Source organism: Chryseobacterium sp. A301 (genome assembly GCF_054489425.1).
Genome location: NZ_JBTMWY010000004.1, coordinates 75,499 through 88,935 on the forward strand (window position 1 = coordinate 75,499; position 13,437 = coordinate 88,935).

13 protein-coding genes are annotated in these 13,437 nt (G+C 41.6%); 1 reads left to right on the plus strand and 12 read right to left on the minus strand.

Annotated features, from left to right (window positions below; genetic code table 11):
- Positions 1-142: 142 nt before the first annotated feature.
- A complete protein-coding gene (locus ACX3PU_RS08070) occupies positions 143-1,498 on the plus strand; it encodes an alpha-amylase family glycosyl hydrolase (RefSeq protein ID WP_459084489.1) in 1,356 nt (451 codons plus the stop codon).
- Between the two features lie 105 nt (positions 1,499-1,603).
- On the opposite strand, the gene ACX3PU_RS08075 is transcribed toward ACX3PU_RS08070, so the two are convergent.
- The 12 genes from ACX3PU_RS08075 to ACX3PU_RS08130 all read right to left on the minus strand — a co-directional run bounded on the left by ACX3PU_RS08075 (position 1,604) and on the right by ACX3PU_RS08130 (position 13,360).
- The gene (locus tag ACX3PU_RS08075; RefSeq protein WP_459084490.1) at positions 1,604-2,080 is read right to left on the minus strand and encodes a hypothetical protein; all 477 of its coding nucleotides are present in this window, start codon (positions 2,078-2,080) and stop codon (positions 1,604-1,606) included.
- Between the two features lie 136 nt (positions 2,081-2,216).
- A complete protein-coding gene (locus tag ACX3PU_RS08080) occupies positions 2,217-3,596 on the minus strand; it encodes an NADH-quinone oxidoreductase subunit N (RefSeq protein WP_459084491.1) in 1,380 nt (459 codons plus the stop codon).
- A 10-nt stretch (positions 3,597-3,606) separates the two neighbouring features.
- Positions 3,607-5,100 carry a complex I subunit 4 family protein gene (locus ACX3PU_RS08085; RefSeq protein WP_459084493.1) on the minus strand — a complete coding sequence of 498 codons (1,494 nt, stop codon included), beginning with the start codon at positions 5,098-5,100 and terminating at the stop codon, positions 3,607-3,609.
- A 2-nt stretch (positions 5,101-5,102) separates the two neighbouring features.
- Complete coding sequence (gene nuoL / locus ACX3PU_RS08090; protein ID WP_459084494.1) at positions 5,103-7,016, minus strand: NADH-quinone oxidoreductase subunit L; 1,914 nt, start codon at positions 7,014-7,016, stop codon at positions 5,103-5,105.
- Between the two features lie 6 nt (positions 7,017-7,022).
- The gene (gene nuoK / locus ACX3PU_RS08095; protein ID WP_459084496.1) at positions 7,023-7,352 is read right to left on the minus strand and encodes an NADH-quinone oxidoreductase subunit NuoK; all 330 of its coding nucleotides are present in this window, start codon (positions 7,350-7,352) and stop codon (positions 7,023-7,025) included.
- 3 nt (positions 7,353-7,355) lie between these two features.
- Entirely contained in the window at positions 7,356-7,853 is a 498-nt protein-coding gene (locus tag ACX3PU_RS08100) for an NADH-quinone oxidoreductase subunit J family protein (protein ID WP_459084497.1), read from the minus strand.
- Complete coding sequence (locus ACX3PU_RS08105) at positions 7,853-8,401, minus strand: NuoI/complex I 23 kDa subunit family protein (protein ID WP_459084499.1); 549 nt, start codon at positions 8,399-8,401, stop codon at positions 7,853-7,855. The genes ACX3PU_RS08100 and ACX3PU_RS08105 overlap by 1 nt, the downstream gene beginning before the upstream one ends.
- 64 nt (positions 8,402-8,465) lie before the next feature.
- On the minus strand, positions 8,466-9,527 hold the full coding sequence (gene nuoH / locus ACX3PU_RS08110; protein WP_459084501.1) for an NADH-quinone oxidoreductase subunit NuoH: 1,062 nt from the start codon (positions 9,525-9,527) through the stop codon (positions 8,466-8,468).
- A gap of 56 nt (positions 9,528-9,583) precedes the next feature.
- Entirely contained in the window at positions 9,584-10,597 is a 1,014-nt protein-coding gene (locus ACX3PU_RS08115) for an NADH-quinone oxidoreductase subunit G (protein WP_459084502.1), read from the minus strand.
- Between the two features lie 29 nt (positions 10,598-10,626).
- Entirely contained in the window at positions 10,627-11,478 is an 852-nt protein-coding gene (locus ACX3PU_RS08120) for a hypothetical protein (RefSeq protein ID WP_459084503.1), read from the minus strand.
- A 1-nt stretch (position 11,479) separates the two neighbouring features.
- Positions 11,480-12,835: an NADH-quinone oxidoreductase subunit NuoF gene (gene nuoF / locus ACX3PU_RS08125; RefSeq protein ID WP_459084505.1), complete on the minus strand. Its 1,356-nt coding sequence runs from the start codon at positions 12,833-12,835 to the stop codon at positions 11,480-11,482.
- Between the two features lie 15 nt (positions 12,836-12,850).
- Positions 12,851-13,360, minus strand: coding sequence for an NADH-quinone oxidoreductase subunit NuoE family protein (locus ACX3PU_RS08130; RefSeq protein ID WP_459084506.1), 510 nt, complete (start codon positions 13,358-13,360; stop codon positions 12,851-12,853).
- Between the last annotated feature and the right edge of the window lie 77 nt (positions 13,361-13,437).

Sequence of the window (13,437 nt, forward strand, 5' to 3'; positions counted from 1 at the left end):
ATAAATAAAGCTGCACTTTTTTAAAGAGTGCAGCTTTTTAATTGGGTAACTTTCGCTTCAAATCCGTAGATTTGCGCGTTAAGCTTTGGCCGGATTGCGCCAAGAAGAAGCAATTAAGCGACTTAAACTTAATAAATGTATTATGAATAAATTGATCCTTTTTGCTGCACTAAGCCTTTTGCTTTTAAGCTGCAACAGCCCTAAAAACAGTATGACCATGAGTGAGACACCAAGTGAGTGGAAACACACAACTACGATTTATGAAGTAAATATTAGACAATATACTCCTGAGGGGACCTTTAAAGCCTTTGAAAAGCATCTTCCACGACTAAAGGATATGGGTGTGAAGACGCTTTGGTTCATGCCAATTACTCCCATTGCGCAGGAGCAAAAGAAGGGAACTTTAGGAAGTCAATACGCAGCAGCCGATTACACGTCGATTAATCCTGAATTTGGGAGTCTTGAAGATTTTAAGCATCTCGTGGATGAGGCGCATTCCATGGGTTTTAAAGTAATTATCGATTGGGTAGCAAACCACACAGGTTGGGACCATACGTGGACTAAAACTCATCCCGAATATTATTTGATAGATCCTAAAACGGATACGTTTCAAATCGCTTCCGGTATGGAGGATATTATTGAGTTAGATTATAGCAAACCTCAGTTGAGAAGAGCAATGATCGATGCAATGAAGTTTTGGGTAGAGAACACGGGCATTGATGGGTTCCGATGCGACCTCGCATCCTGGGTTGAAGTGGATTTTTGGCAGGAGGCTAGAGCGGAACTAGATCAGGTAAGACCTCTTTTCTGGCTTGGAGAGTTTGATGAATTAGACACGCCTGAATATGGAAAAGTTTTTGATGCCAGTTACATTTGGAATTGGATGCACAAAACAAAAGATTTTAACGAGAAAGACTTACCTCTAAGTGAGCTGAAATCACTTTTACAGCGCTACTCTGATATTGGAGATAACTCTATGCGGGCCTGGTTCACATCCAACCATGATGAAAATACTTGGAACGGAACAGAATACGAAAAATACGGTGTTTTTGCCAAACCGCTTGCCGTCTTCTCAGTCACATGGAACGGAGTTCCGTTAATTTACAACGGACAAGAGTTACCACTTAAAACCAAAAGATTAGAGTTTTTCGAGAAAGATCCAATTCCTTGGACTTCTCAGCCCGAACTACATAGCTTTTATAAAACGCTATTAGAGTTGAAAGCTTCGAATCCTGCACTTCGCGGGGGAGATCCAAAAGTGAAAACCTTTTGGTTAAACACGACGCAGGAAGAGAAAGTCCTAGCGTATTTAAGAGTGAATGGGGAAAAAGAGGTTCTTACGCTTTTAAATTTTTCTAAGGAACCGGTTCAGTTCGAACTCGAGGATCCAAATGTGAAGGGAACATTTACGAATGTATTTGATAAAAGCCAAAAGGAACTTACTGGAAAAGTCAAGTTCGATTTACCGGTCTCTGGTTACCTTGTTTTCGAAAGGTAAATTAATCATACAAAGCAAAAAAGAAAGCCGTTTCGATACCTACTATCGGGACGGCTTTCACTTTAAAGAGGAATCCTGCTTCGACTCCAATTTCAAACTCAAATTTTAATTGAAATACTTATGGTAAGTGCTCATCGATATTTTTAAGCTATTAAGAGCATTTTCTCCCTGCTCTTGATCTGTGCTTCCAGCGAGCGCTTCCAAGCCATGCATATGCTCTGTAAGCCATACATGAAGAACCTCGTGAGATTTCCCCTCCATCGTGCAACTTTTGATGAGTTCTTCGTTGGCCTCATTCATTTCTTTCCCAAGTTGAGAATAGGATTTTTCTGAGGCATTAAAATCTGCAAGCAGGGTCTCTTGCTTTTGGATGAAGGGAAGCATTTCAGGGTTGGTTTCCCAGCGATCTGTGCCGTTTAATTCAAGTTTGGCTTGCTGTTCAATTGTCCTTAGATCCTGGAAGGAATCTTGTGCATGAGACATCGCCGCTTCATGCATGTGCTCAGAGGAGGTGGATTCTGTTTTTTGACAAGCGTTAAGCGTAAAGAATGCACTAATCGCTAGTAGAAATAGTTTTTTCATGGGGATTTGTTTTTAGGTTATAACTAGGATAAAGTTACAAATTTTAAGTGAGGAATCCCTTCAAATTCGCAGTACTTCTTGACGTAAAATGGCCTTTCCAATCTGGAAAGGCCATTTCTTCTTTTATGTAAGCCAATTAGCTTGCAAACTGCATGGCAAAGAGATCAGGGTAGACTCCTAAAGCAATGAGCACAGCAATTACAAATAAGGCCACGATTTTGTACGTCAAAGAGGAGGTCTCGGAAGTCTTGAAAGTAGTTTCTTTAAAGAAGAACATTGCCATAATCAATCGAAGGTAATAGGCAATCGAAACGGCAGATCCTAGAATGGCGACAAGCACCAAAAAGACTGCGCCATCCATGGCTTGAGCAAAGAGACTAAATTTCCCCATAAACCCTGCCGTTAATGGCACTCCTGCCATCGAAAGTAGGGAAACAGTCGCAACCACGGCTAGGATAGGTTCGGTTTTCGCCAAGCCTTTAAAGGCGTTGTACGAGGTCTCTCTTTTTAGTTTTTCGACCCAGATTAGACAGAGCATTACCCCTACCGATGCAATTGCATAAACAAATAGGTAGAAAGCCAAATTATAAGTAGAGAGAGAGTTGAGCCCATAAAAAATGAGTGCTATATACCCGGCGTGGGAAACAGAAGAGTAGGCAAGCATTCTTTTTGCATTGGTCTGAGCAAGACCCATGGTGTTGGCCAGTAACAAGGTGATGATCACCATAATTCCTAAAATATTGAACCATTGATCGTAGACTCCAATAAAGGCAATGGTCATCAATCTAAAGAGGGCATAGAATCCTGCAATTTTAACGACACTCATCATAAAAGTGGTGACGAGCGAAGGAGAACCTTGGTAAACGTCCGGACTCCACATATGAAAAGGAGCGAGTGCAACTTTGAATCCCATCGCTGCAATCATCATTATCACGCCCATGATAAGCATTAAGTTCGAAGGATATTCAATTGCATATTGGTGAATCTGATAGAGATCAAAGCTTCCGGAAGTTCCGTAAATTAAAGCAATACCAAAGAGTAGGAATCCGGTTGCAAAACAACCCATTAAAAAATATTTAACCGAGGCTTCGTTGGATCGTAAGTTGGTTTTGCTTGCTCCCGCCAGAACATAAAGTGGAATGGAGAGAATTTCAATTCCTAAGAATAAAGTAACTAAGTTTTGATACCCAAAGAGTACAATAGCTCCACAAACCGAAAATAGCATCAATGCATATAGCTCAGATTGATGAGAGCGGTGGTTGTTAAAGGAGAAACCTCCTAAGAAGAAGATTAATAGGGTAATGACTAGGGTAAGTTTTGTAAACAGGGCCGTATTGGCTCCGTATTCGTACATCGAATGGTACTTAAGAAAGAACGAAGGTTCCGGTAAATAACTTACATAGAGGGCGACTAGAAGTCCCGCGATTCCAAGGTAACGTGCATATTTTCCTTGGTTAAAAACTCCAGAAAATAGGGCTGCAATTGCGCTTATGAAAACAATAATTAATACACTCATTTTATACTTATTAGTTTACCATGGATTGGTAGATAAACGTCAATGAACTTCCGACCAAATCAAGGATGGGTCCGGGTACGACACCAAAGAAAATCACGCACCCTGCAAGGGTAGCCATGACGATGAATTCAGAGGTGGATAAATCTTTTGTACTCTCCAGGATAGAAGGGTCTCCTGAATTTAACATCGTATGACCGTAGGCTCTAAAGAGATATGCCGCAGCTAAAATAATCGTGATTCCCGCAATAATGGCTGCTAGGACATTGTAATCAAAGATGGATTTTAGTAGAATAAATTCTCCGATAAAACCATTGGTCAAGGGTAGTCCTACTGATCCAAGTAGCACAATCATAAAGAGCACCGCAAACTTAGGGGCCGTTTTGGCAAGGCCACCCATTTGGCGAATGTCTCTGGTTTGGAATCGTTTAATTAAGATGTCCGCACAGTAGAACAGTCCCACGATATTGAATCCGTGAGCAAAAGCCTGCACCAAAGCTCCTTCTCCTCCTTCAATTGTCCACGTACCCTTAAGTACGAGTAGGGCTGAGGCAAAAATACCTGCGACCATCAGGCCGACGTGAGAGAACGAGGAATATGTGAAAATTCGTTTGATGTCAGTTTGTATGAGAGCAATTAAGGCACCGTGGAGGACTCCTACGATGGCAAGAACCAGAACGATGGTTCCGGATATACCTGCAACTGCGTCCGGCGCGATCGGGAGTAGATAACGTAAAATACCGTAAATCGCCATTTTAAGCATGATCCCAGAAAGAAGCATGGTTCCCTGAGTGGGAGAATAGGTATAGGTGTCGGGTTGCCATGTATGAAACGGAAAAACCGGTAATTTGACGGCAAAAGCAAAGAAAATAAACCAAAAAACGACGGTTTGCTGATTTAAGTTCAGAGCTGCATTGTACATGTCGGTTAAGGCAAACGAAGGAGAGTAGAGGTACACGTAGATAAATCCACCAAGCATAAACAAAGAGCCCACAAAAGTGTACACGAAGAATTTCGTGGTAAACTTAAGCTTTTTGTCCTCTTGACCCCAAAGACCCGCGATGAGCCAAATCGGAATTAAAGTAACTTCCCAAAAGATGTAGAATAAAAGTCCGTCCAACGATGTGAACACACCAACGAGTCCGAACTGCATCAATAGGATTAATGCATAGAAGCTAGAGCGGTACGGATTTTTTTTATTGAACGAAGAATAAATAATCAGCGGCACCAAAATGTTGGTAAGTAAGAGCAACAGCATAGACATACCATCGATCCCGAAATGTAGGGTACTCTTTACAAATTGCAGCCACGGGTAGTTAATTTCATGCTGCAATACTTGGTTCACCGTTAAAGACGAGTCCAGACCACTAAAGGTGCACAAGGTCACAATTAATTGAACGATGGAAAGGCCTAAGGCAATAAACTTACTGCTTTTTCCTTTCAAGAAAAACAGAACGATAGCGCCTAATAGGGGCAGCAGTAATAATGCTAATAAATGATACGACATTACTATTGTAATATAAAGTTAACGATCAAAATAAGTCCGACGGCAAGAGCCATCACGAGTACGTAGTTCTCTACGTTTCCGTTTTGTAGACGTTTCATGGATTTTCCACTTTCTTCGGCACCTTCTCCTACGAAATCTACCGCTTTGTCCAGGATGGAAACATCAAACATTTTACCTGCACGACCCAGTCCCTCGACCGTGCGTACAATTAGGGCATTGTATAGCTCATCTATGTATAGTTTCCGAGCAGAGAGTTTCTCCCAGCCTGTGTATTTTGAATCTTCTAAGGCTAGTTTATTCTTCGTTACATACAGGTGTCTAACGACCATCCATACAATAAAGAACATGGTGATAGTAAGGGCTAGAAGAATCAGTTCAGTGGTATGACTCAGTCCCTGTAAATTTGCCTGAATTTGGCTTTTGACCGTATCGGTTAAAACGGGGCTAAGCCAGTGCTCTAGGTTTGCAAATTTACCCTCAGCAATGAGATGCGGTAGGTTTAAGAATCCACCCACTACAGATAGTACCGCTAAGACCACAAGAGGTAAAGTCATATTCAAAGGACTTTCGTGAAGATGCGCTTCTTGTTCCTTTGTTCCTCTAAAGCTTCCATGGAAGGTCAAGTAATAAAGACGGAACATATAGGCAGCGGTCATCGCTGCAATGGCGAAGAGTAGTACCCAATAAAGTGGACTTTTCGCCCAAGTAGCCACAAGGATTTCATCTTTGGAAATCATTCCTGAGAAAAGAGGCATTCCAGAAATAGCAAACGTACCGATTAAGAAGGTAATGTGCGTGATTTTAATTTTGTCTTTAAGTCCTCCCATTAGGCGCATGTCTTGCTCTCCGCTCATCGCGTGAATTACGGAACCTGAACCTAAGAATAAAAGGGCTTTAAAAAAGGCATGTGTCATTAGATGGAACATAGCAGCAGAGTAAGCTCCGACTCCTAAGGCAACGACCATAAATCCAAGTTGTGAAACTGTGGAATAGGCTAGAACCTTTTTGATATCATTTTGTCTCAATGCGTAGAACGCGGCAAGTAACGCGGTGAGAATTCCTATGAAAAGGATTCCATCCATTACAGTAGGGGCAAGGACATACAGAAAGTTTGAACGAACCACTAGGTAGATTCCGGCAGTTACCATCGTTGCAGCATGGATTAGAGCCGAAACCGGGGTAGGTCCTGCCATCGCATCGGGTAACCATGTGTAAAGAGGAACTTGAGCGGATTTACCTACGGCACCTATAAACAATGAGGCACAAATGAATATGATTACACCTGAATCGAGTTGAAATAGGGATGCATTTTGAGCCACCGATAGGTAATCAAGTGCATTGGTATGTTGGGCAATCATGAAAATACCCATTAGAAGACCTAAGTCTCCAATACGGTTCATTATAAAGGCTTTTCGTGCTGCTTTCCCAAATTCTTTGTTTTCGTACCAGAATCCAATGAGTAGGTAAGAACAAAGTCCTACGCCTTCCCATCCAATGAATAGAATTACATAATTGGATCCCATGACAAGCAGCAGCATCATAAAGATAAACAGGTTCAAATACGCGAAAAAGCGATGAAACCCTTTGTCTGTATGCATGTATCCGATAGAATACAAGTGGATAAGAGATCCAATTCCTGTGATGATTAAGATCATCATTAAGGAAAGTTGATCTATTTGAAAGCTAAAATTAATTTGCATTCCATGAATGGTAAACCACTCAAAAGCGCGTACAATCACAGGCGCTGAGTCCGCTTGGAAGTTTAAAAAGAGATACCCCGCTATTAAAAAGGAACCTAAAACCATGAGTGAGGCAAGGGTGCCCACAACTATTTTGGGTAAGTTTTTTCCAAAGAGTCCGTTAAAAACAAACCCAATGAGAGGTAATAAAACGATTGCGTAAACCAAATTTTCCATTGTTTGTTATCCTCTTAGTTTGTTAAAGATGCTTATGTCTACCGATTTTGTATTTCGATACAACATAGAAATAATGGCGAGTCCCACAGCTACTTCGGCAGCGGCTACAACCATGATGAAAAACACTAGTATTTGACCGTGTCCGTCTCCACTATAACTAGAGAAGGCTGCAAGCAAAAGATTTACTGAGTTTAGCATCAGCTCTACACATCCTAAAATAATGATGGCATTTTTTCTCAGAAGCACTCCTGTAACTCCTAAGCAAAAAAGCAGTGTGCATAGAACTATGAAATAGTTCAGTGGCACGGTTTGAATAAATGTATTAACGTCTCCCATAACTTATAATTCTCTTTTACCGATTAATACCGCTCCTACAATCCCAGCTAGGATTAAAATAGAGGCCAATTCAAAAGGCAGTACATATTCATTAAATAGCAATCGACCTAGGTTTTTTGTAAGTCCTACCGTGTAGTCAGTTCCTTCGGCCGCATAAATGTTTTCACTCACACCTCTAAATGCGCCTAGCATTCCAATAAGCAGGATTCCTCCTGCAAAGACCCCAATAAATTTAAGAGTGTTTTGCTTTTTACTTTCGTCCATCTCATTTAAATTAAGCATCATAAGTATGTAGAGGAACAAGACCATAATGGCGCCTGCATACACGATGATTTGAACGATCCCTAAAAATTGTGCGTTTAGAAGCACATACATACCAGCAATAGAGAACATTGTAACGATTAAAGAAAGAACCGCGTACATTGGACTTTTAGCAAAGACAAAGTAGAAGGCACTCGCTAGGGCAATTGCTGCCACTAAGAAAAATAAAAACTGTTCCATTACTTGACGGCCTTTTTTTGAAGTTCACTTTGACGCTCCGTGATATCAATGCGATTGTTGATATCCTCCACTAGTTTCTCTTTGCCATAGATAAAAGATCCACGGTTCAATTCCACATCAACGAGTCGATCGGTTAAATAGATGGCAGATTTTGGACAGGCCTCTTCACACATACCACAAAAGATACATCGCAGCATGTTGATTTCATAAACCGAAGCATATTTTTCTTCGCGGTAAAGATTTTTTTCGTCCTGGGTACGTTCACTGGCTGTCATCGTAATGGCTTCTGCTGGGCAGGCCACAGCGCAAAGACCACAAGCGGTACAACGTTCTCTTCCCTGTTCGTCTCTTTTCAGGACATGAAGACCTCTCCATACTTTCGCACGAGGCTTTTCTACCTCAGGATATGAAAAGACTTTTCCCTTTGGACCTTCAATTGCGTGGCGCAGCGTTATTGCCATTCCTTTTACAATTTCCGGGAGGTATAGCTTCTCCATAAAAGTCATTTCCTTATTGGAAACTACTTTGGATCTGTTTGTTAATTTCATCTGATTCTATTTTGGTTTGGATCCTGAGGCTTTCTCCCTTAGATCTACAAAATGTTATTTTTTTTTAAGCGCCTGCAAGTAAAATTACAGCTCCTGTTACAACAAGGTTTAAAAGGGCAAGTGGGATTAATGATTTCCATCCCAGGTGCATCAATTGATCGTAGCGGAATCTTGGAATGGTCCAACGAATCCACATGAAGATCATAATACCAATCACAGATTTTGCGAGAATGGATACGATGCTTAAGATTCCCGCGACGTTTTCACCCCAATTTTGAGTGACCCATTCTATTCCGGGATAATTAAATCCTCCGAAGAATAAGGTGGCAATTAAAGCGTTGGAAATGAACATGTTTACGTATTCTCCAAACATGTACATCCCAAAGTTCATCGAGGAGTATTCCGTCATGTACCCGTTAACAAGTTCGGATTCACATTCTGGCAAATCAAAAGGATGTCGATTGGTTTCTGCCATAGCCGCTACAAAAAATATAATAAAGGCTAAGGGTTGATAAAAGATATTCCAATTAAGGCCGTCCACGGAAAAAAGTCCCCAAAGCTTTCCAGTCCCTTGATCCGTTACTATTTTCATTAGATCTAAACTTCCACTCATCATAATAATGGAGAGAAGAGATAGTCCCATGGCGAGCTCATAAGAGATCATCTGTGAAGAAGCACGAATGGCACCTATAAGAGAATATTTGTTATTCGAGGCCCAACCTCCAATCATCATTCCGTAGACGCCAATGGAAACCATTCCAATCAGAAACAGAACTCCGACATCAATGTTAGCGACTTGCAAGGCAAAGGAATCTCCCCCGATGTTTAGTGTTTTCCCCCAAGGGATAACCGCTCCTGTAATTAGGGCGATAAACATGGTAATAGAAGGTCCTAAGATGAAAAGAAAGCGTTCTGCATTTTGCGGAATAAAGCCTTCTTTAAAGAAGAGTTTTCCTCCGTCTGCTAAAGGTTGCAAGAGTCCAAAGGGACCCGCACGGTTAGGGCCAATTCGGTCTTGTAAAATAGCGGCCAGCTTTCTTTCTCCCCAAGTAGAATATGCTGCAATCCCCAAGGAAAGTGCAAAGAGACTGACGACTAGTATGATCTTAAAGGTGATTAAATCCATAGTTCTGTACTTTACTTACCAATTAATTATCAATTGGATTTTTTTCTTTTTTCTATTTACGTGTGAGAGGAGGAGTTCTTGTCTTCTGCACTAAGTTCTTTTGCTCCTGGATTGTCTAACAAAAGATGTTCGTCTTGCGGTTTTTGGTAATGGTTGAGTGAAATTACCGAATGACGATCGATAGCTCTAGGTCCTTCTACCTTCCAAAACTTAAGGTCTTTTTTCTCAAAACGACACGTGTTGCAGATCCATTCTTCGCTTTCGCCATACTGATTCTGTCTAGCCGTCACACGGATTACTTCTTCTCCCTTCATCCACAATACTACATTTCCTGAGCATTTCTCACAATCACATGATGCATCCATAGGTTTGGTAAACCAAACGCGTGAAGCAAAGCGCGAGGTACGGTCCGTTAAGGCTCCTACTGGACAAACATCAATCACGTTTCCGTAAAAATCATTGTCTAAGGCCTTGTTTAGATAGGTCGATATTTCTGCATGCTCGCCACGGAATAGAATTCCGTGTTCTCTTCCCTCCGTTAATTGGTTTGCAGCAAGTACACAACGTGCACAAAGGATGCAGCGGTTCATGTGCAGTTTGATGTTAGGTCCAATGTCCTCGGGTTCAAACGTGCGTCTTTCAAATTCAGTTCGAGAGTGTGAGACTCCATGTTCATAGCCTAAATCTTGCAAGTGGCATTCTCCGGCCTGATCGCAAACAGGACAGTCCAAAGGGTGATTAACAAGGAGGAATTCGGTTACCGCACTTCGAGCCTCTTGGGTTCTTTCCGACGTTAGGTTTTTAATTTCCATCCCATCCATGACGGTGGTTCTACAACTGGCAACCAGTTTGGGCATGGGTCTAGGATCTGCATCGGAGCCTTTGGAGACTTCTACTAAACAGGTTCTACAACGCCCTCCACTGCTTTCAAGGGGCTTATAATAACACATCGCCGGAGGCACGGATTTGCCGCCAATGAGTCTGGCCGCTTCTAAAATAGTGGTTCCAGGATCTACCTCGACACTTTGTCCGTCTACGGTGATTTTGAATTTTTTAACTTCTTCGCTCATTATAGTTGAATTCTAAAATGAATTAATTATTATTTTACTTTAAAAATATAGCCAACCCCAAAATTAAGTTGCCCAAACATAAAGTCTTGTGAGGCTTTATCGGGTTTGTTGTTTAAGGTGGTTTTTATATCGGGCATATTAATATAACCGACTTTGCCTTCTACTCTGGCCATCCATCGTTTCCAAAAGATGACATTGATATTGGTTCTCGCATCAAGACCGAAACCTGCCACGTGAAAACGATCGCTTCTTTCGTTTCCGAACAATTTTACGTTACTCTTGGGCATTAGCATTCCAATTCCACCCCCGTAACTCCATAAGATATCAATCTTTTCCTTTTTGAGGATTGGTTTGTATTTCTCCAAACCTAAATTGACATAGTTTAACCCGTCCGTATGTTCAAAGGTTAAAAATTCGCTGTCGCTTAAATTAACCTCTCCATTTTGCACTTTTGCCGCATATACAGGATCTGTGATTTCTCCTTTGAATCCTACGGTTTGGTCTTGGTCCATCACATATTTCATGTGGTCTTGAGCAATCACAAGCGCCAAATCATCCTTGAGGAAATATCCCAATCTAAAATTAAATTGAGGAATGGAAATTTTTCCGGGATTGATATAATCTAAACTTAACTTCGAAGGACGATCGTGCGCCACGACATTTTCTAAAGTGAAGTTATAGTCTGCTCCTTTGAATCGAATGTCAGAATCGGTAAATCCTGCTCGATTCCACCCCCAAAAGACAAACATTTGTCCTTTTTTGGATAAAGGTTGAATCTCGAGATCCAATTCTTTTTGGTTTTGCAGAGTGTCGGTTTCTTGGGCATAAGCAAAATGCACAGCTCCAAAAAGAATTACAAAAATTTGAAAGATCTTCTTCATTTTATTCGGCACTTGCCGCTACTGGAATTGGATCTGCATAATTTGCAAGTCCATAATTTTTTGTTAGGGCTTCCGGATTGTTTATATGCCATTCGAATTCGTCTCTAAAATGACGGATTGCAGCTGCCACAGGCCATGCGGCTGCATCGCCTAGAGGGCAAATCGTATTTCCTTCAATTTTTCTTTGAATATCCCAAAGAAGATCGATGTCCTCCATGGTTCCTTGTCCTTGTTCAATTTTCTTAAGTATTTTATACATCCATGGAGTTCCTTCACGGCACGGTGTGCACTGTCCACAACTCTCATGGGCATAGAACCGGGATAGGGTCATGGTATGCTCTACGATGCACTGATCTTCGTCCAGTACTTCAAATCCTCCTGACCCCATGGAAGTACCCGTCGCAAATCCGCCGTCCGCAAGAGATTCGTAATTCATGAGTCTGGGTTCGCCGTTGATGGTTTTCAAAAGTAGATTGGCTGGAAGAATAGGAACGGAGGATCCACCAGGGATGCAGGCTTTTAGTTTTTTTCCATCCTTAATGCCCCCACAGTATTCCTCTGAATAGATGAATTCTTCTACTGAAAGGTTCATGTCGATTTCGTAGACTCCGGGTTTGTTTATATTTCCACAAGCTGAAATCAGCTTGGTTCCCGTGGAACGTCCCACTCCAATTTTCGCGTATTCCGCGCCGCTCATTTCAATAACAGGAACAACGGCTGCAATGGACTCCACATTGTTTACTACAGTCGGTCTTTCCCAAAGGCCTTTCACAGCCGGGAAAGGAGGTTTCAGTCTTGGATTTCCTCTTTTTCCTTCTAAGGATTCTAAAAGGGCAGTCTCTTCTCCACAAATGTAAGCTCCTGCTCCTCTTTGAACATAGATTTCCAAATCAAATCCAGAACCTAAAATGTTTTTGCCCAGGAATCCTGCCGCTTTCGCCTCGTCTATTGCCTGTTCTAAAATGTCAGGTATCCAAGAGTATTCTCCACGAATGTAGATATAGGAAACGTTGGCCCCCAGACAGTAGGAGGAGATAACCATTCCTTCGATCAGTAGGTGAGGTAGAAATTCCATGAGGTATCGGTCCTTAAAGGTGCCGGGCTCAGATTCGTCTGCATTAACCACAAGGTGTCTTGGAACTCCTTCGGGCTTAGCCAAAAAGCTCCATTTTAAGCCGGTTGGAAATCCGGCTCCTCCACGTCCACGCAGTCCCGAAGTTTTTACTTCTTCGAGAATTTGCTCTTGGGTCATTTTGAAGGCTTTTTCAGCCGCTTCGTAGCCTCCGTGCTCGCGGTAGACGTCGAAGTTTCTAATTCCTTCTATATGTGCGTTTTTAAGTAAAAGTTTTTTACCCATTTCTCCTTCTATAAATTAATCCAAAGCGAGGGCTCCCTGTCTGCATAGAGCAAGAATCTCATCCACTTTTTCAGTAGTTAAATTTTCATGATAAAACTTGCCAAGCTGAAGCATTGGGGCATACCCACATGCACCTAAGCATTCGACAGGCTTAAGAGTAAACATTCCATCCGACGTAGTTTCTCCGTCTTTAATTTGCAGGGTGGTACGGATGTGGTCTAAAATTTTCTCACTTCCTCTTGTTAAACAAGGACCTGTTCTGCATACTTCGAGTACATACTTACCCATTGGATTCATATTGAACATCGTGTAAAAAGTGGCCACTTCGTACACCTCAATCGGTTTGATTTGAAGTAAACTTGCCACGTAGTCCATTACAGGAACATCCAACCATCCGCCAAATTCTTTTTGGGCAAGATGCAAAATTGGAATCAATCCCGATTTTTGTCTCCCTTCAGGGTAACGGGCAATTATTTTATGAACCTTTTCTAAAGATTCGGGTTTAAAAGCAATTGTTTCGCTCATGGTATAGAATTCTATAGTGTTTTACTTTGGAGTCAAAGACTTTGTTTTTCAAAGCAAAACGGTTTTCAAATACGTCG